17 protein-coding genes are annotated in these 17759 nt (G+C 67.9%); 8 read left to right on the forward strand and 9 right to left on the reverse strand.

What is annotated here, in order from left to right:
- The 5 genes from moaD to J2X20_RS04450 form a co-directional block, all read right to left on the reverse strand.
- Complete coding sequence (gene moaD, locus J2X20_RS04430; protein WP_310261396.1) at positions 1-258, reverse strand: molybdopterin converting factor subunit 1; 258 nt, start codon at positions 256-258, stop codon at positions 1-3.
- A gap of 73 nt (positions 259-331) precedes the next feature.
- Positions 332-1546, reverse strand: coding sequence for a molybdopterin molybdotransferase MoeA (locus J2X20_RS04435; RefSeq protein ID WP_310261399.1), 1215 nt, complete (start codon positions 1544-1546; stop codon positions 332-334).
- Complete coding sequence (thrC, locus tag J2X20_RS04440) at positions 1539-2930, reverse strand: threonine synthase (RefSeq protein ID WP_310261402.1); 1392 nt, start codon at positions 2928-2930, stop codon at positions 1539-1541. Before thrC ends, J2X20_RS04435 begins: the two co-directional genes overlap by 8 nt.
- Before the next feature lie 13 nt (positions 2931-2943).
- Entirely contained in the window at positions 2944-4263 is a 1320-nt protein-coding gene (locus tag J2X20_RS04445) for a homoserine dehydrogenase (protein ID WP_310261404.1), read from the reverse strand.
- A 25-nt stretch (positions 4264-4288) separates the two neighbouring features.
- Entirely contained in the window at positions 4289-5515 is a 1227-nt protein-coding gene (locus J2X20_RS04450; protein ID WP_310261407.1) for a pyridoxal phosphate-dependent aminotransferase, read from the reverse strand.
- A 132-nt stretch (positions 5516-5647) separates the two neighbouring features.
- On the opposite strand from J2X20_RS04450, the gene J2X20_RS04455 reads away from it, so the two are divergent.
- From J2X20_RS04455 to J2X20_RS04470, 4 genes are all read left to right on the forward strand, one after another.
- A complete protein-coding gene (locus tag J2X20_RS04455; protein ID WP_310261411.1) occupies positions 5648-6022 on the forward strand; it encodes an Mth938-like domain-containing protein in 375 nt (124 codons plus the stop codon).
- A 145-nt stretch (positions 6023-6167) separates the two neighbouring features.
- On the forward strand, positions 6168-6647 hold the full coding sequence (locus J2X20_RS04460) for a peroxiredoxin (protein ID WP_056195593.1): 480 nt from the start codon (positions 6168-6170) through the stop codon (positions 6645-6647).
- A 185-nt stretch (positions 6648-6832) separates the two neighbouring features.
- A complete protein-coding gene (locus J2X20_RS04465) occupies positions 6833-8503 on the forward strand; it encodes a PhoH family protein (RefSeq protein ID WP_310261418.1) in 1671 nt (556 codons plus the stop codon).
- Positions 8504-8565: 62 nt separating this feature from the next.
- The gene (locus J2X20_RS04470; protein WP_310261421.1) at positions 8566-8745 is read left to right on the forward strand and encodes a hypothetical protein; all 180 of its coding nucleotides are present in this window, start codon (positions 8566-8568) and stop codon (positions 8743-8745) included.
- 20 nt (positions 8746-8765) lie between these two features.
- Here J2X20_RS04470 and J2X20_RS04475 read toward each other — a convergent pair whose 3' ends face one another.
- Positions 8766-10124, reverse strand: a complete 1359-nt coding sequence (locus J2X20_RS04475; RefSeq protein ID WP_310261424.1) for a PQQ-dependent sugar dehydrogenase — start codon at positions 10122-10124, stop codon at positions 8766-8768.
- Positions 10125-10249: 125 nt separating this feature from the next.
- On the opposite strand from J2X20_RS04475, the gene J2X20_RS04480 reads away from it, so the two are divergent.
- Positions 10250-10759, forward strand: a complete 510-nt coding sequence (locus J2X20_RS04480) for a DUF4142 domain-containing protein (protein ID WP_310261427.1) — start codon at positions 10250-10252, stop codon at positions 10757-10759.
- Between the two features lie 31 nt (positions 10760-10790).
- Here J2X20_RS04480 and J2X20_RS04485 read toward each other — a convergent pair whose 3' ends face one another.
- Both J2X20_RS04485 and J2X20_RS04490 read right to left on the reverse strand, forming a co-directional pair.
- On the reverse strand, positions 10791-11345 hold the full coding sequence (locus J2X20_RS04485) for a hypothetical protein (RefSeq protein ID WP_310261431.1): 555 nt from the start codon (positions 11343-11345) through the stop codon (positions 10791-10793).
- Between the two features lie 27 nt (positions 11346-11372).
- Positions 11373-11630, reverse strand: a complete 258-nt coding sequence (locus J2X20_RS04490; protein ID WP_310261434.1) for a hypothetical protein — start codon at positions 11628-11630, stop codon at positions 11373-11375.
- Between the two features lie 157 nt (positions 11631-11787).
- Between J2X20_RS04490 and J2X20_RS04495 the strand changes: the two genes are divergently transcribed.
- A complete protein-coding gene (locus J2X20_RS04495; RefSeq protein ID WP_310261435.1) occupies positions 11788-12768 on the forward strand; it encodes an aldo/keto reductase in 981 nt (326 codons plus the stop codon).
- Here the strand turns inward: J2X20_RS04495 and J2X20_RS04500 are convergent, their stop codons facing one another.
- Positions 12769-14151, reverse strand: coding sequence for a patatin-like phospholipase family protein (locus tag J2X20_RS04500; protein ID WP_310261437.1), 1383 nt, complete (start codon positions 14149-14151; stop codon positions 12769-12771).
- Between the two features lie 80 nt (positions 14152-14231).
- Between J2X20_RS04500 and dinB the strand changes: the two genes are divergently transcribed.
- Positions 14232-15440 carry a DNA polymerase IV gene (gene dinB / locus J2X20_RS04505; protein WP_310261439.1) on the forward strand — a complete coding sequence of 403 codons (1209 nt, stop codon included), beginning with the start codon at positions 14232-14234 and terminating at the stop codon, positions 15438-15440.
- The gene (locus tag J2X20_RS04510; protein WP_310261442.1) at positions 15437-17758 is read left to right on the forward strand and encodes an ATP-dependent DNA helicase; all 2322 of its coding nucleotides are present in this window, start codon (positions 15437-15439) and stop codon (positions 17756-17758) included. The genes dinB and J2X20_RS04510 overlap by 4 nt, the downstream gene beginning before the upstream one ends.
- Position 17759 lies beyond the last annotated feature (1 nt).

The raw sequence follows: 17759 nt of genomic DNA on the forward strand, positions 1-17759 counted from the left end.
TCAGCCGCCGGTGACCGGGGGAAAGAAAGCCAATTCGTCGCCGTCTGACAGCGGGGCGGATTCGGCGCACATCTTCTGGTTCAGTGCCGCACGCACGGCACGGCCACGAGCCAAGGCTTCGGCGTGGGCACCGCCGCGCGCCATCAGCGCCTCGCGCGCGGCAGCGACCGTGCTGCTCTCGGGCAAAGCCATTGCCTCGCCCTCGCCCAGCTTCTCGCGCAGCGAGGCAAAGAAGCGCAGCTTGACGGTGATGCTCATGGGTGCACCCTTCGGCCTGCGGCCTGTCCCGCCAGGCGGGAGCGAGCTCGCTTGGGGCGGCCCGGCGCGGCGCTCACGACAGCAACTCCGCAAAGGGGATGAAGCGCACCGCGTCACCGACCTTGAAGGCCTGGCCGGCGGGGTTGTCGAGCAGGCCATCGGCCCAGAAGGCCGAGGTCAGCACGCCGCTGCTCTGGTTGGAGAACATCGCCAAGCCGCCCGCCTCGTCCAGGCGCACGCGCAGGAACTCGCGGCGCTTGTCGGGCTTGGGCCAGTCAAAGCCCGCTGCCAGCCGATAGCCGCGCGGCGTCACACGAGCGGCGCCCTGCAGCTTCAACAGGAAGGGCCGCACCAGCACCAGGAAGGTCACCAGGCTGGACACCGGATTGCCGGGCAGTCCGATGAAGTGGGCTTGCCCGACGCGACCGTAAGCGAAGGGCTTGCCGGGCTTGATGGCGATGGCCCAGAGGTCGAGCTGGCCTTCCGCCTGCACGGCCGGGCGCAGATGGTCTTCCTCGCCGACGGAGACGCCCCCCGAGGTCAGGATGACGTCGGCCTTGGCGGCGGCTTCGCGCAACGCCGCGCGCGTCGCGTCGAGCTGGTCCGGCACGATGCCCAGGTCGATGACCTCGCAGCCCAAGCCTTCGACAAGGGCCCTCAGCGTGAAGCGGTTGGAGTTGTAGATGGCGCCGGGCGGCAGGGGCTCGCCCGGCATGACGAGTTCGTCGCCGGTCGAGAACAGCGCCACCCGCGGGCGGCACGTCACGGTCAGTTCGGCAGCACCGGCCGTGGCGGCCAGGCCGACGGCGACAGCATCCAGCCGCGTGCCGGCCGGCAACACGACGGCGCCAGCGCGCACGTCCTCGCCGCGCAGGCGCACATTGGCGCCGGCCGTGATGGGCTGGGTCACGCTGACCTGGTTGCCCACCAGCTCGGTGTACTCCTGCATGACGACGGTGTCAGCACCCAGCGGCACCTGGGCGCCGGTGAAGATGCGCGCGGCCTCGCCGGGTGGCAGCGGCACGGGCACGCTGCCGGCCGGGATGCGCTGGGTGACGGGCAGCGACCGGCCCAGATCGGCGGCGCGCAGCGCATAGCCGTCCATGGCCGAATTGTCGGCCGGCGGCACGTCCACGGGCGAGACCAGGTCGGCGGCCAGCACGCGACCGATGGCCGCGCTGGTGGCCAGAGTCTCACGTCGGCTGAGCGGCTGGACCTGCGCCAGCAGCTGGCCCAGCGCGTCGTCCAGCGGGGTCAGGGCAGGTTTGGCTTTGGGCGCTTCAGACATGAGCGTGAATGTAGGCCTTCACCTGGCCCACGTCGGCCGGCATGACCTTCACGCGTTTGGGGAGTTGCTCGATGCCTTCCAGGCCCGCGGGCCGCGGCGGCTCCTGGCCCAGGGCTTCGACGATGGTGGCCGCGAACTTGGCCGGCAAGGCCGTCTCCAGCACCAGCATGGTGACATTGGGGTCGCGCTTCTCCAGCGCCACCTTGAGGCCGTCGGCCGTGTGCGGGTCGATGACGACGCCATGCTCGGCATGGCAGCGGCGGATGGTGGCGACGCGGTCGGCATGCGTGCTGCGGCCGGACAGGAAGCCGAAGCCGGCGATGTCGGCATGCTCGCCGCCGCCCAGCTCGAACTGGCTGGCGCCGAAGTTCTGCTTCACGCGCGCACCGTCGCGGCCGAGCAGGTCGAAGATGAAACGCTCGAAGTTGCTGGCCTTGGAGATGTCCATCGAAGGGCTGGACGTCTCGTGCGTGTCGGCGGTGCCGCGCGGGCGGTAGGCGCCGGTGCGGAAGAACTCGTCGAGCACGTCGTTCTCGTTGGTGGCGACGACCAGCTTGGCAATCGGCAGGCCCATCATGCGCGCGACGTGGCCGGCGCAGACATTGCCGAAGTTGCCGCTCGGCACCGTGAAGCTGACCTTCTCGGCATTGCTCTTGGTGGCCTGGAAATAGCCGGCGAAGTAGTAGACGACCTGGGCCAGCAGGCGCGCCCAGTTGATGGAGTTGACAGTGCCGATGCGGTGCTCGCGCTTGAAGGCGAGGTCATTGGACACGGCCTTGACGATGTCCTGGCAGTCGTCGAACACGCCTTCGATGGCGATGTTGTGGATGTTGGCGTCCTGCAGGCTGAACATCTGCGCCTGCTGGAAGGGGCTCATGCGGCCGTTGGGGCTGAGCATGAAGACGCTGACGCCCTTCTTGCCGCGCATCGCGTATTCGGCGGCGCTGCCGGTGTCGCCCGAGGTGGCGCCCAGGATGTTCAGCGTCTCGCCGCGGCGGCCGAGCTCGTACTCGAACAGCGCGCCGAGCAACTGCATGGCCATGTCCTTGAAGGCCAGCGTCGGGCCGTTGGACAGGCCTTGCAGGGCGATGTGGTCGCCCAGCCAGGTCAGCGGCGTGATGGCCTCCGAGCCGAAGACCTCGGCCGTGTAGACCTTGCGCGTGATGGCGCGCAGGTCATCGGCCGGGATGTCGTCGATGTAGAGAGACAGGATCTCGAAGGCCAGGTCGGCATAGGCCAGGCCGCGCCAGCGCGACAGCATGGCCGCATCGACCTTGGGATAGGCCTTGGGCAGGTAGAGGCCGCCGTCGGGCGCCAGGCCTTCCAGCAGGATGTCGGAGAAGCCGCGCTCGGTCTGGTCGCCGCGGGTGCTGATGTACTTCATGTCGATGTCCGGCTCAGGCCAGTTCTTCCTTGCGCAGCTTGACGATGGGGGCGAGGACGGTCGGCAGGCCCTGCATCTTGGCCAGGGCCTCGTTCATGCGGCCCTCGACGGTGTCGTGGGTCAGGATGATGAGGTCGGTCTGGCGCTCGCCCTCGGCGGATTCGCGCTGCAGCACGGCGTCGATGGAGATGTCGTGCTCGGCCAGGATGGTGGTGATGCGCGACAGCACGCCGGGCTGGTCGGCCACGACCAGGCGCAGATAGAAGGCGGTGTGCACCTCGGCCATCTCTAGGATGGGCGTGTCGCTCATCGCGTCGGGCTGGAAGGCCAGATGGGGCACGCGGTGGTCCGGGTCGGCCGTGTGCAGGCGGGTCACGTCCACCAGGTCGGCCACGACGGCCGAGGCGGTCGGCTCGGAGCCGGCGCCCTTGCCGTAGTACAGCGTCGTGCCGACGGCATCGGCCTGCACGACGACGGCGTTCATCGCACCCTCGACATTGGCGATCAGGCGGCTGGACGGGATCAGCGTCGGGTGCACGCGCAGTTCGATGCCGTTGTCGCGGCGGCGCGTGATGCCCAGCAGCTTGATGCGGTAGCCCAGCTGCTCGGCGTATTTGATGTCGGTCGCCTGCAGGCTGGAGATGCCTTCCACATGAGCCTTGTCGAACTGCACCGGCACGCCGAAGGCGATGGCGCTCATGAGGGTCAGCTTGTGGGCGGCGTCGACGCCTTCGATGTCGAAGGTGGGGTCGCTCTCGGCATAGCCCAGGCGCTGCGCCTCCTTCAGCACGACGGCAAAGTCCAGGCCCTTGCTGCGCATCTCGGACAGGATGAAGTTGGTGGTGCCGTTGATGATGCCGGCAATCCACTCGATGCGGTTGGCCGTCAGGCCTTCGCGCAGCGCCTTGATGATGGGGATGCCGCCGGCCACGGCTGCCTCAAACGCGACGACGACGCCCTTCTCGCGGGCGGCTTCGAAGATCTCGGTGCCATGCAGGGCCAGCAGGGCCTTGTTGGCCGTGACCACATGCTTGCCGTTGGCAATCGCCTGCAGCACCAGGCTGCGCGCCGGTTCGATGCCGCCGATCAGCTCGACGACGATGTCGATGGCCGGGTTGTTGACGAGCTGCTGGGCGTCGCCCACGCAGGGCACGCCGTCACCCACGATGGCCTGGTAGGCCTTGGCGCGCTCGGCATTGCGGGCGGCCACCATCGCAATCTCGATGCCCCGCCCGGCGCGGCCGCGAATCTCGGCCTGGTTGCGCTGCAAGACGTGGAAGGTGCCGGCACCAACGGTGCCGAGGCCGATCAGGCCGACTTGGATGGCTTTCATTGCAGGGCTCTCGGGGACAGGGAAATCAGACGGAATGACGGCGGCGATAGCCACCCAGGAAACGTTCAATGCGGCCGATGGCCTCGCGCAGGTCGTCCACATTGGGCAGGAAGACGAGGCGGAAATGGTCGTGCTCGGGCCAGTTGAAGCCGGTGCCCTGGACGATGAGCACCTTCTCCTCGGCCAGCAGCTCGTAGGCGAACTGCTGGTCGTCGGCTATTGGGTAGATCTTGGGGTCCAGACGCGGGAACATGTACAGCGCTGCCTTGGGCTTGACGACGCTGACGCCCGGGATCTGGGTCAGCAGCTCATAGGCCAGGTCGCGCTGGTGGCACAGCCGCCCGGTGGGCGCGACCAGGTCCTTGATGCTCTGGTAACCGCCCAGGGCGGTCTGAATGGCCAATTGACCCGGCGTGTTGGAGCACAGGCGCAGCGAGGCCAGCATGTTCAGGCCCTCGATGTAGTCGCGGGCATGGCGCTTCTCGCCGCTGACGACCATCCAGCCGGCGCGGTAGCCGCAGGCGCGGTAGTTCTTGGACAGGCCATTGAAGGTGATGAACAGCACGTCATCGGCCAGGGACGCCATGGCGGTATGCGTGTTGCCGTCGTAGAGCGTCTTGTCGTAGATCTCGTCGGCAAACACCACCAACTGATGCTTGCGGGCCAGTTCGATGATGCCGCGCAGCAGGTCGTCCGGATACAGAGCACCGGTCGGGTTGTTGGGGTTGCAGACCATGATGCCGCGGGTGCGCGGGCTGATCTTGGCCTCGATATCGGCCAGGTCGGGCAGCCAGCCGGCGCCCTCGTCGCACAGGTAGTGCACGGGGCGGCCGCCCGACAGGCCGACCACCGCCGTGTAGAGCGGGAAGTCGGGCGCCGGGATCAGGATTTCGTCGCCGTCATTGACCAGGGCATTGATGGCCATCTGGATCAGCTCGGAGGCGCCGTTGCCCAGGTAGACGTCGTCCACCGTCACGCCCTTGACGCCCTGCTGCTGCGTGTAGTGCACGACCGCCTTGCGCGGCGCAAACAGGCCCTTGCTGTCGGTGTAGCCGCCGGCGTCGCCGAGGTTGCGGATCATGTCCTGCACGATCTCGTCCGGTGGCGTCAGGCCGAACACCGCCGTGTTGCCGATGTTCAGCTTGATGATCTTCTGGCCCTCTTCCTCCATCTGGCGGGCCTTGTCCAGCACCGGGCCACGGATGTCGTAGCTGACGCTGGCGAGCTTGCTGGACTTGGCGATGGGCTTCAAAAGGGGCTCCGGCGCAGCGTTGCTGCAGTGCAAAAAGGGGGATCTTGGAGTTTAAGCAAGGCCCGGGCACGCGGCCTGCCGTTCTGCGCGACACTCGCGCCCGGTTTTCCTGGGCCGAGCGCCCCTTTCCCGATGAAGTTCCAGCTCGACGAGCCGCAAGGCGGCAACAGCATTTCCCGCCATGACACCCAGGGCGTCTGGGTCAACGGCCGGCCGCACACGACCAGCGTCCTCGTCCCCTGGAAGGGTGACGTGGTCGCCTGGGCGCCTTCGCGCTTCGAGGAATTTCAAACTGCGCATTTCGAAGCGATCCGGGCCCTGAACCCCGAACTGGTCGTCTTCGGCAGCGGCGCCCGGCTGCGTTTCCCCAGCCCCGCCCTGTGGCGAGGCCTGGTCGAAGCGAGCATCGGTTTCGAGGTCATGGACAACGCTGCCGCCTGCCGGACTTACAACGTGCTGGCCAGCGAAGGCCGCAATGTTCTGGCAGCATTGCTCATTGAGGGATGACCTCCGCCGGTCGGGAGACCGGCAAGGCTTTATAATCACGGGCTATTGCCTGCGGGCGCCCGCGTAGATTGCTTCCGTGAAAGGCTTCACGGAGTGATCACGAACCGGGGACCCCGCGAGCACAACGCTTCTGCTGCACTCCCCAATGACGCCTGCGCTCAACAAACCCCTGCCGGAAATTGAGGCTCAAGCCACCGGCGGCGTGAAGTTCACTGCCAATGCCTTCCTGGGCAAGTCGGTCGTGCTGTATTTCTACCCGAAAGACAACACGCCGGGTTGTACCACCGAGGCGATGCAATTCCGCGACCGCCACAAGGACTTCGTGAAGGCCGGCGCAGTCGTGCTGGGTGTCTCGCGCGACAACATGGCCTCGCACGAGAAGTTCAAGCAGGCCCTGGAGCTGCCCTTTGAGCTGATCGCCGACACCGAGGAAAAGCTCTGCCATATGTTCGGCGTGGTCAAGAACAAGATCATGTACGGCAAGAAGGTCAAGGGCATCGAGCGCTCGACCTTCCTGATCGCCCCGAACGGCATCCTGGTGGGTGAATGGCGCGGCATCAAGGTCGCCGGCCACGTCGACGAAGTCCTGAAGGCTGTGAAGGGCCTGAAGAAGGAAGCCGCCTGAATCGCCAGGTGACGCGTCAAACGCGTTGTTTGCTGACATCGCGGGCCCCCGCGGTATGTGCATAATCAACTCATGCCCCGGGTCGAATCCTTGTCTCAGACTGCAAAGCCGCACTCATCCTGTGCGGCTTTTTGCTTTCTGGAGCCTGGATCGCAGGGGGTTCACTTGTCGCCCATCCGCCGTACATGCCACTGCCTAAGCCTCCTGCACAACGCGCCAGCCGCCTCGATGCCACTGCTTACTCGGCCACTTTGACCCCCAGCAAACCCCGCGCGACAGCCCATGTCGCGCCTGCGGTTGCCCCGGTGACACCGGTTGCAGCCCCGACAGCCGAAGTGCTGCGCCTCCCCACCCCCGCTTCCAGCCCCGCGGCCGCCAGGCCGGCCTTGCCCACCAAAACGGCGAGCAAAGCCCCGGCCAAGTCCGCCGCGCCCAAGCGCACCCGCAAACCCGCCGGCGCCGCCAAGCTCTTCGTGCTCGACACCAATGTGCTGATGCACGACCCGATGTCGCTGTTCCGTTTCGAGGAACACGACGTCTTCCTGCCCATGATCACGCTCGAGGAGCTGGACGGGCACAAGAAGGGCATGACCGAGGTCGCCCGCAATGTGCGCCAGGTCAGCCGCGAGCTCGACCAGCTCGCCGCCAGCCTCAAGACCAGCGGCATCGAGGAGATGTCCAAGGGCCTGCCCCTGGCCGGCACCGGCCACCGCGAGGCCGAGGGCAAGCTGTTCTTCCAGACCGAGCTGATCGACACGCCCCTGCCCCAGGGCCTGCCCCAGGGCAAGGCGGACAACCAGATCCTGGGCGTCGTCCAGGCGCTAAAGGGCCGCCACCCGGGCCGCGAAGTCGTGCTGGTGTCCAAGGACATCAACATGCGCATCAAGGCCCGCGCCCTGGGCCTGCCGGCGGAGGATTACCGCAACGACAAGACGCTGGAAGACTCCGACCTGCTCTATACCGGCGTCCAGGCCCTGCCCTCGGACTTCTGGGACCGCCATGGCAAGACCATGGAGAGCTGGCAGCAGGGCAACACGACGTTCTACCGCATCAGCGGCCCGCTCGTGCCCACGCTGCTGATCAACGAGCTGGTCTACCTGGAAGCCCCCGGCGAGACGCCGCTGTATGCCAAGGTCACCGAGATCACCGGCAAGACGGCCGTGTTGCGCACGCTGAAGGACTACGGCAACCAGAAGCACGCCGTCTGGGGCGTCACGTCGCGCAACCGCGAGCAGAACTTCGCCCTGAACCTGCTGATGGACCCGGAATGCGACTTCATCACGCTGACCGGCACGGCCGGCACCGGCAAGACGCTGATGACGCTGGCCGCAGCCCTGGCGCAGGTGTTCGATGACCGCCGCTACAGCGAGATCATCGTCACCCGCGTCACCGTGCCCGTGGGCGAGGACATCGGCTTCCTGCCCGGCACCGAGGAAGAAAAGATGGGGCCCTGGATGGGCGCCCTGGACGACAACCTCGAGGTGCTGGCCAAGGGCGGCTCTTCGGCCGGCGAATGGGGCCGCGCCGCCACCAACGACCTGGTGCGCAGCAAGATCAAGATCAAGAGCCTGAACTTCATGCGCGGGCGCACCTTCCTGAACAAATTCGTCATCATCGACGAGGCCCAGAACCTGACGCCCAAGCAGATGAAGACCTTGATCACCCGCGCCGGCCCGGGCACCAAGATCGTCTGCCTGGGCAACCTCGCCCAGATCGACACGCCCTACCTGACCGAGGGCAGTTCGGGCCTGACGTTTGCGGTCGACCGGTTCAAGGGCTGGGCCCACAGCGGCCATGTGACGCTGGCCCGCGGCGAGCGCTCGCGGCTGGCGGACTTCGCTTCCGAAGTGCTTTGAACGACTGAACCGGCCCGGGGGGCGGCACGGCGATTGCCATGGGGATTCCGGAAGGAATCCTCATGAGCCATCCCGCGCCCCCGAACGCCCAGCCCGCCGCTCCCGCACCGGCCAACCCGCCCGCGACGCATCTGCCGCAGCACCCCCAGAGCGATGACGCCCCCTCCGGGCAGGAGAAGGCGATCCAGCCGGACGACGCCGACCGCGAGGACCCGGACCTGCAACACGAAAGCCCCGTCTGAGTTCGGCGCTGCGCTGCTGATCAACGCGGCGATACGCGCCAGACGACGTTGCCGACGTCGTCGGCGACCAGAAGCCCGCCACGCGTGTCCATGGCCACGCCGACCGGCCGGCCACGCGCCTTGCCGTCCTTGTCGACAAAGCCCGTCAGCACGTCGATGGGCAGGCCCACGGGCTTGCCGTCGGCGAAAGGCAGGTAGACGACCTTGTAGCCCGACAGCGGCCTGCGGTTCCAGGAGCCGTGCATGCCGATGAAGACGCCCTGGTCCCCCTTGCCGGCTGCGAGGACGCCCGGCAGCTTGCCGTCCGCCGACGTCATGCCCAGCGGCGCCACATGGGAGCCCAGTGCGTAGTCGGGCTTTAAGGCCTTGGCCACCAGGTCGGGCCGCTGCGGCTTGACCCGATCATCCAGATGCGCGCCGTAATAGCTGTAGGGCCAGCCGTAGAAGCCGCCGTCCCGCACCGAAGTCAGGTAGTCGGGGACGAGGTCGCTGCCGAGTTCATCGCGTTCGTTGACCACGGTCCACAAGACCTGGGCGCCGCCGGCCCTCATCCAGGCCATGCCATTGGGGTTGCGCAATCCGGTCGCGTACAGGCGCTTGTTGCCGGTGGCACGGTCGATCTCCCAGATCGCGGCGCGCCCTTCCTCGGCTTCGATGCCGTTCTCGGCCACGTTGCTGTTGGAGCCCACCGTGGCGTAGAGCTTGCTGCCGTCGGGACTGGCGATCAGCGACTTGGTCCAGTGGTGGTTGATGGTGCCCGCGGGCAGGTCCGTCAGCGTCCTGCCCTCGGCAGCATTCAGCTGCGTCTGGCCCTGCTTGTAGGGATAGACCATGACGGCGTCGGTGTTCGCGACGTAGAAAAGGTCGCCGACCAGGGCCATGCCGAAAGGCGAGTTCAAGCCGGACAGGAAAACGACGCGCTGGTCTGCGGTGCCGTCTCCGTCCACGTCGCGCAGCAGGGAAATCCGGTTGGCGCTTTTCGGCCCCGCACCGGCGCGCTTCTGGAACAGCTTCATCGCTGCGCCCTTGATGCCCTTGGCATCGTCGGGCCGCTCCGGCCCGTTGGTTTCCGCCACGAGGACGTCGCCATTGGGCAGCACATGGACCCAACGCGGGTGGTCAAGCCCGCTGGCGAAAGCGGCCACTTGCAGGCCGGCCGCCGCTGTCGGGGCCTCCTGGTCACCCCAGGGCTCGGCGGGTGCAACGTTGACCGTAGGAATTGCGGACTTCACCGGCTTCACCAGCGTGGGGTTCGGACCGACGTCGGCATTGGCGGGCAATTTGCTCTCGTCGGCACGAACCGTTGCTGCGCCGAAGGCCAGGACCAGCAGGCCCAGCGAGGCCAGGAGTTCCCGATGAGGGCGGCGGGGATGAGGCATGGCAATTCCGATGGGGACGATCCTCATCCAAGGCAATGCACATGCCCGGAGCTCGCCGGGAACGGGGCTTGCCGTTCGGGATGGATGCGCATCTCGCGCAGCCCCTTCATCACCAGGAGCCCTCCATGCGCCGTTTTCACCATCTGCTCGGTATCTCGCTCGTTTCCATCGCCGCCTTCGCCGCCCTGCCCGCGCAGGCCAAGTCCGATGCCGCCTTCATGAAGGACGCGGCCCACGCGGGGGCCGCCGAGATCGAGGCGAGCAAGCTGGCCCAGACCAAGGCGAAGAGCCCCGACGTCAAGTCCTTTGCCGATTCCATGATCGCGGACCACACCAAGGTGGCAGACGAGCTGAAGGCGCTGGCAGCGTCCAAGAACGTCAAGCTGCCGGACGGACCTTCGGTCAAGCAAAAGGCCGAAATCAAGTTGATCGACGCGGGCGACAACGACAAGTTTGACGAGCGCTATGCCAAGCACTTCGGCGTCAATGCCCACAAGGACACGGTCAAGCTGTTCGAGGATGCCGCCAAGAACGCCAAGGATCCGGAGGTCAAGGCCTGGGCCGAAAAGACGCTGCCCGGCCTTCGTCATCACCTCGAGATGGCACAGGCCCTGAGCGTCGCGCCCAAGAAGTAGTTCGCCGCAGCGGCGTCACCCGGACCGGAGCTCAACGTCGTTGCGCCACCTTGAGGCTGCGCCAGGCTTCCTCGCAGAAGGGCAGCACATTGAGCAGCATCGAGATGGTGAACATCACGGCCGTGTACGTCCACGGCGGGTCCGCCTTGAAGCGCAGGGCCCAGTCCGCCGTGTAGCCGGGCCGCTGCAGCAGCGCCAGCGTCTGACCTGGCGCCAGCGCCAGCAGGCATGACAAGCCCGCCCAGGGCAGCAGGTGCTGGAAGCCGTGCACCCATTGCTCCAGGATGGGAATGCGGCGCTTTGCCAGGGCCACGCGCAGGTCGGCCAGATAGCTCAGGTCATGCAGCAGCACGACGCCGATCAGGCACGCCAGCAAGCCGGCGGTCGGCTCCAGCAGCAGCGCTGCCAGGATGGCGCTGCCCACCAGCACCAGCATGGCCAGGTGCAGCGCCGACTCGGCAATGCCGGCCGTGAACTCGATGCGCTGCGCGCGGTGCAGGGCCCAGTCCAGCACGCCCGCAGCCACCAGCATGGGCGCCCACGCGAAGGCGAGGAGGCCCTGCAGCAGCGATGCGGTGTCGTCCATGGTCCATTCGAGTACGAAGCCGGCGCTTCACTCCTCGTTTCGAGACCAGGCGACGAAAGGCTCGATGCCCTCGATGACGTGGTGGGCCGCCTCGGTCGCGTAGTTCAGCGCCTCCGTCTCGGTGGCCCAGGCGTTCTCGGTCGCCGGCCGATACGGATCGTCGACGCCGCTGGCCTTCCATTTCGTGTCGAGGAGGGTGAAGCGGCCTTCGAAAAGCGGCCCACGGGCCACCACCTCCACCTGAAAGCGGATGCCGTTGTGCACATCGATCACGGTCTGGGGCATGGTCACTCGTCGTCGTTGGGGTGGTTGGCAGCAGCCGTGTTGGCCTCGGACGCGGGTGCGTCCTTGGCCGGCGGACTGCAGGTTCCGTGGCAATCCGCGCGCCCGCGGCATCGCAAATGGTTGCGTTACCATCAAACATCCACTTCCGGCCCAACGCATGATCTACCGTCCCCTCGGCCGCACCGGCTGGAACATCTCTGCCATCGGCTTCGGCGCCTGGGCCATCGGCGGCACCTGGGGCGATACCGACGACACGGCCGCGATGGCCGCCCTGCATCGCGCCCTGGACCGCGGCGTGAACTTCTTCGACACGGCCGACGTCTATGGCGACGGCCACAGCGAGCGCCTGCTGGCCCGCCTGAAGCGCGAGCGCCCGGGCGACGCCTTCCACATCGCCACCAAGGCCGGCCGGCGCCTGAACCCGCATGTGGCCGAGGGCTACCGCGACTTGAAGCCCTTCATCGAGCGCAGCCTGAAGAACCTCGAGACCGACACCCTCGACCTGCTGCAGCTGCACTGCCCGCCCACGGCCGTCTACGCCATGCCCGAGGTCTTCGGCGCCCTGGACGACCTGGTGCGCGAAGGCAAACTGCGCCATTACGGCGTCAGCGTCGAGCGCATCGACGAGGCCCTTGCCGCCATCAAGTTCCCGGGCGTGCAGTCGGTGCAGATCATCTACAACCTGTTCCGCCAGCGCCCCGCCGAAGTCTTCCTGCCCGCCGCACGCGCCGCTCAGGTCGGCGTGCTGGCGCGGCTGCCGCTGTCCAGCGGCATGCTGAGCGGCAAGTTCACACGCGACAGCCAATTCGGCGCCGACGACCACCGCGGCTTCAACCGCCAGGGCGAGGCCTTCGACAAGGGCGAGACCTTCTCGGGCGTCGACTACGAGCAGGGCCTGGCCGCCGTCGAGGAACTGCGCCAGCTGCTGCCCGAGGGCGTCAGCATGGCCCGGCTGGCCCTGCGCTGGATCCTGATGAATGAGGCCGTCACGACAGCCATCCCCGGTGGCCGCACGCCGGCCCAGGTGGACGAGAACGTCAGCGCTGCCGACCTTGCAGCCCTGCCGGCGCCGTTGATGCAGGCCCTGGCCGAGCTCTACCAGCGCCGCATCGCGCCGCAGGTCCACGGCCTCTGGTAACTATTCGCCCCGCTGCACGCTCGCCGAGAAACGCTGCACGCCGCGGTCGCGCTGCACCGCGCGCCGGCCGGCGGCGATCAAGGCGTCGATCTGATCGGCCGGCAGCTTGAGCCGCGTCGGGATGGCGTTGAGCGCCACCTCCTCGGCCTCGGGCAGGTCGCCGAAGCTGACCTGCGTGACGGCGAACTTGATGTCCTCGCAGCGCCAGTCCGGGTTCCAGGCCCGCAGCGCGGCCTTGCGTTCCTCGGGCAGTGAGCAGCGCCAGGTCACGATGTCGCGCTCCCAGTTGCGCACCATGGGCACGAAGTAGGCATAGCTCATGCGCATCGTGCTCTCGATGGCCGTGTCCACGGCGGCCGTCGCCACGTCCAGGCCCGAGGGCCCGGCCACCTCGCGGCCGAAGTCGCCGCTCGGGCCCTGGCCTGCATCGACCACGACGAACAGCATGCGTCGCATGTTCGCCGCGTCGTGCTCGCTGATCGGGCCGTAGGGCGTGTTCAGCAGGATGCGGCTCTGCAGGATGCTGACCAGGCCCAGGTTGTCGGTGATGCCGCCGTCCACCAGCTTGATATAGCGGCCCGTCCGGGTGTCGCGGAAGTCCTTCAGCGCCCGCAGCAGCGCCACGCGCAGCCGGTGCTGGTCGTCGCGCTCGGGGCCCACCACGCGGTCCGAGCTGGCGGCCATGGGCTTCTGGCAGGACTCGGGAAACTTCTCCAGCACCACCGGCGCGAAGAACAGCGGCACCGCCATGGACGCGGCGACGGCCTCCGACACCGGGAAGCTGGCCAGGTCGCTGCAGATGGCGTCGAAGGCCCGCTCGTGGAAGGGGAAGGCCAGCCGGTACTGGGCATTGCTCGCGTTGATCCAGATGACCGGCTTCTGGTGGCGGAACATGTCGGCGAACGTCGCCCCCTGGAACACGTCGCGCTCCAGCCAATCGTTGAAGTTGCTGCGATCGTTCAGCCCGCCGGCGAACAGCCGGCGCAGGTTGTTGGGGTTGAGCAGACTGAAGCGCAGGCCGGCCTCGCCATCGCGCATCAGCACCTTGTCGCGGAACTCCCTCATGCCCTCGGTGCCATGCAGGCCGAAATAGGCGGCCGTGATGGAGCCGCCCGACACGCTGGTGATGAAGCTCACGTCGTCCAGCAGGTTGTGGCCATCGGCCGAGGGCTGATCGCGCAGGCCCTCCAGCACGCCGTAGGAGAAGGCCGCCGCGCGCAGGCCGCCGCCCGAGAAGCTCAGGGCCACGATGGTCTCGCTGACGGCGCTTTGCGGTTCACGCGCCACCGGCTCGGCCACCGCCGGCTTGTTCTTGGGCGTGTTCAGCGGTCCACCGGCACAGGCGGCCAGCCACAGGCAAGTGCAAAGCAGCAGGACGCGCATCGGGCCTCTCTCCGTTGAGATTCGGCGCATTCTGCCGATGCTGCCAGACCCTGTCTTTATTCCCAGTGACAATCAAGGCCATGCACCAACCGGAGCGCTGGATCGCCCACCTCGACATGGACGCCTTCTACGCGTCCGTCGAGTTGCTGCGCTATCCGCAGCTCAAGGGCGAGGCCGTCGTCATCGGCGGCCGGCGGGCCGATGCGCCACAGCAGCTGGAAGACGGCAGCTGGAAGTACTCCAAGCTGCGCGACTACACCGGCCGCGGCGTCGTCACCACCTCCACCTACGCCGCCCGCGACCTCGGCGTGTTCTCGGCCATGGGCCTGATGAAGGCCGCCCTGCGCGCCCCCGATGCCATCCTGCTGCCGGCCGATTTCGACAGCTACCGCAAGTACTCGCGCCTCTTCAAGGCCGCCGTCGCTGAGGTCGCCCCCGTCATCGAGGACCGCGGCATCGACGAGATCTATATCGACCTGACCGACGTGCCCGGCGTGCGCGACGCCGTCGGCCACGATCCGCTGGGCGGCGTGAAGGCCGTGGCGCGCGAGATCAAGAACTCGGTCGGCCGCGCCACCGGCCTGACCTGCTCCATCGGCGTCACGCCCAACAAGCTGCTCAGCAAGATCGCCAGCGAACTGGACAAACCCGACGGCATCTCGGTGCTGACCCTGGACGACATCCCCGCACGCGTCTGGCCGCTGGGTGTGCGCAAGATCAACGGCATCGGCCCCAAGGCCAGCGAGAAGCTCATCAAACTGGGCATCGAAACGGTTGGCGACATCGCCGCCGCCGACCCGCGCTGGCTCATCGAGCAGTTCGGCGACAGCTATGGCCACTGGCTGCACAACGCCTCGCATGGCCGCGACTCGCGCCCCGTCGTCACCCACAGCGAGCCCGTCTCCATCAGCCGTGAGACCACCTTCGAACGCGACCTCAGCGCCGTGCACGACAGGCTGCTGCTGGGCCAGATCATGGACGAGCTCTGCGAGAGCCTGTCGCGCGACCTGGCCCGCAAGCGCTATGCGGGCAAGACGGTGGGCATCAAGCTGCGCTTCGAGGGCTTCGTGACCGTCACGCGCGACCAGACCGTCAAGCTGCCCATCAGCAGCGCTGCCGACATCCGCCGTGCCGTGGGCCTGTGCCTCAAGCGCGTCAGGTTCGACAAGCGCTTGAGGCTGATGGGCGTGCGCATCGGCAACCTGGTGCATGCCAGCGAAGTGCAGGCAGCCCCCGCGGCAGCGCGCGCCGAGCCCCTGCCCGCGCCCGACAACCTGAGTCTGTTTTGAGCGACTGGCACTACAGCGTCTCGGTGCGCAGCCTGTGCGAGTTCACCGCCAAGCGCGGCGACCTGGACCGCCGCTTCACGCCCTCGGCCACGGCGCTGGAAGGCCAGGCCGGCCAGCTGGCTGTGCTGGCGCGCCGCTCGCCGGGTTACGAGATCGAGCTGCCGCTGGAGGCTGTCCACGGCAACCTGCGCGTGCGCGGCCGGGCCGACGGCTACGAAGCCGACGTGAACCGGCTGGAGGAGATCAAGACCATCCGCGGCCCCGTCGACCTCATCCCCGAGAACCGCCGCGCCCTGCACTGGGCCCAGCTCGAAACCTATGGCGCCCTCATCGCCACCGACCGTGGGCTGGCGGAGCTGGAGCTGGCCCTGGTCTACGTGGACGCCGACACCCAGAACGAGACCGTGCTGCGCGAGAAAGTCGCGGCCCCCGCGCTGCAGGCCGCCTTCGAGGCGCGCTGCCGCCAGTTCGAGGCCTGGGCGCAGCAGGAGGCCGAGCACCGCGTCGCACGGGATGCCGACCTCAACGCCCTGCCCTTCCCCAAGGGCGATCTGCGCCCCGGCCAACGCCTGCTGGCCGAGGCCGTCTACCGCGTTGCCGCCAACGGCCGCCATCTGCTGGCCCAGGCGCCCACCGGCATCGGCAAGACGCTGGGGACGCTCTACCCGCTGCTGCGCGCCATGCCCACCCAACAGCTCGACAAGATCGGCTACATGACCTGCAAGGGCACCGGCCGCATCGCCGCGCTGGAGGCCCTGGATGCGCTGCGCGAGGTCTCGCCCAGCAAGTCGCTGCGCGTGCTGACCCTGGTGGCCAAGGAGCAGGCCTGCGAGCACCCCACCCAGGCCTGCCATGGCGAGGCCTGCCCGCTGGCCAACGGCTTCTACGACAAGCTGCCCGCCGCCCGCGCCGAGGCCGTGCAGCAGGCGTGGCTGGACCCTACCGCCCAGCGCCGCATCGCACTCAAGCACGACGTCTGCCCCTACTACCTTGGCCAGGAACTGCTGCGCTGGGCCGACGTCGTCGTCGGCGACGTGCATCACGCCTTCGACCCCTATGGCCAGCTCTACGGCCTGGCCCAGTCCCAGGACTGGAAGCTGGCCCTGCTGGTGGACGAGGCCCACAACCTGATCGACCGCGCGCGGGACATGTACAGCATCAGCCTGAGCCTGGCCCGTGTGCGCGAAGTGCTCGCCAGCGCGCCCGTGAGCCTGCGCGCGTCGCTGCGCCGCCTGGCCGGCGAGCTGGCCCGCTTGGGGACCGAGCAAGTCGAGGATTACCAGCCCTTGAAGCAGGTGCCCGACGCGCTGGCCGAAGCCCTGCAGCGCGTCAACGTCGCCCTGGGCGACCATGTGCAGAAGCATCCGCTGGAGGTGGGCGCGCTGCTGGAGTTCTATTTCGAGGTGCTGGGCCTGCAGCGCCTGCTGGACCGCTTCGACACCCACTCGCTGTGCGATCTGCAGCGCAGCGCCGGCCGCGTCGTGGTGGCGGATGCGCCGCTCAATCTGTCGCTGCTGGAAGACGATGAGCCCGTCGACACCGGCGAAGTGCGTGACGTCGTGCTGTCGGTGCGCAATATCGTGCCCGGCGCCTTCCTGAAGGAGCGCTTCGAAGGCTGCCACAGCGTCACGCTGTTCTCGGCGACTCTGGGCCCGCCGGACTACCCGCGCCAGCTGCTCGGCATGCCCGAGGACACCGCCTGGATCGACGTGCCCGCGCCCTTCCCGCCCGAGCACTTGACCGTTCAGGTGGCCCATCGCCTGTCCACGCGCTACGAGCACCGCGAGGCCTCCATGGACGCGCTGGTGGACCTGTTGGCCGCTCAGTTCAACGAACACCCCGGCAACTACCTGGCCTTCTTCAGCAGCTTCGACTACCTCGACAAGGCCGCCGCCCGCCTGGCGCAGCGCCACCCCCAGGTCGTGCAATGGAGCCAGGGCCGCGCCATGGGCGACGGGGCGCGGCGCGCCTTCCTCGACCGCTTTGTCGAGGGCGGCCGCGGCATCGGCTTTGCGGTGCTCGGCGGCGCCTTCGCCGAAGGCGTGGACCTGCCCGGCACCCGCCTCATCGGCGCCTTCATCGCCACGCTGGGCCTGCCGCCCGTGTCGCCGCTGCAGGACCAGGTGCGCGAGCGCCTGGACGCCCTGTTCGGCGCCGACCATGGCTATGCCGACCTCGTGCCCGGCCTGCAAAAGGTCGTGCAGGCCGCCGGCCGTGTGCTGCGCTCGGTGGACGACCGCGGCTGGGTCTGGCTGCTGGACAAGCGCTATGCCCGGCCCGAGGTGCGGGCTTTGTTACCCGCGTGGTGGCAGCTCTAGC

The organism is Roseateles saccharophilus, assembly GCF_031458095.1.
Classification (GTDB): domain Bacteria; phylum Pseudomonadota; class Gammaproteobacteria; order Burkholderiales; family Burkholderiaceae_C; genus Pelomonas; species Pelomonas saccharophila_A.

What these genes read in the sequence shown, in the direction of transcription:
- moaD (WP_310261396.1), bottom strand. Translation starts at nt 258, where the DNA reads ATGAGCATCACCGTCAAGCTGCGCTTCTTTGCCTCGCTGCGCGAGAAG.
- J2X20_RS04435 (WP_310261399.1), bottom strand. Translation starts at nt 1,546, where the DNA reads ATGTCTGAAGCGCCCAAAGCCAAACCTGCCCTGACCCCGCTGGACGAC.
- thrC (WP_310261402.1), bottom strand. Translation starts at nt 2,930, where the DNA reads ATGAAGTACATCAGCACCCGCGGCGACCAGACCGAGCGCGGCTTCTCC.
- J2X20_RS04445 (WP_310261404.1), bottom strand. Translation starts at nt 4,263, where the DNA reads ATGAAAGCCATCCAAGTCGGCCTGATCGGCCTCGGCACCGTTGGTGCC.
- J2X20_RS04455 (WP_310261411.1), top strand. Translation starts at nt 5,648, where the DNA reads ATGAAGTTCCAGCTCGACGAGCCGCAAGGCGGCAACAGCATTTCCCGC.
- J2X20_RS04460 (WP_056195593.1), top strand. Translation starts at nt 6,168, where the DNA reads ATGACGCCTGCGCTCAACAAACCCCTGCCGGAAATTGAGGCTCAAGCC.
- J2X20_RS04465 (WP_310261418.1), top strand. Translation starts at nt 6,833, where the DNA reads ATGCCACTGCCTAAGCCTCCTGCACAACGCGCCAGCCGCCTCGATGCC.
- J2X20_RS04470 (WP_310261421.1), top strand. Translation starts at nt 8,566, where the DNA reads ATGAGCCATCCCGCGCCCCCGAACGCCCAGCCCGCCGCTCCCGCACCG.
- J2X20_RS04475 (WP_310261424.1), bottom strand. Translation starts at nt 10,124, where the DNA reads ATGCCTCATCCCCGCCGCCCTCATCGGGAACTCCTGGCCTCGCTGGGC.
- J2X20_RS04480 (WP_310261427.1), top strand. Translation starts at nt 10,250, where the DNA reads ATGCGCCGTTTTCACCATCTGCTCGGTATCTCGCTCGTTTCCATCGCC.
- J2X20_RS04485 (WP_310261431.1), bottom strand. Translation starts at nt 11,345, where the DNA reads ATGGACGACACCGCATCGCTGCTGCAGGGCCTCCTCGCCTTCGCGTGG.
- J2X20_RS04490 (WP_310261434.1), bottom strand. Translation starts at nt 11,630, where the DNA reads ATGCCCCAGACCGTGATCGATGTGCACAACGGCATCCGCTTTCAGGTG.
- J2X20_RS04495 (WP_310261435.1), top strand. Translation starts at nt 11,788, where the DNA reads ATGATCTACCGTCCCCTCGGCCGCACCGGCTGGAACATCTCTGCCATC.
- J2X20_RS04500 (WP_310261437.1), bottom strand. Translation starts at nt 14,151, where the DNA reads ATGCGCGTCCTGCTGCTTTGCACTTGCCTGTGGCTGGCCGCCTGTGCC.
- dinB (WP_310261439.1), top strand. Translation starts at nt 14,232, where the DNA reads ATGCACCAACCGGAGCGCTGGATCGCCCACCTCGACATGGACGCCTTC.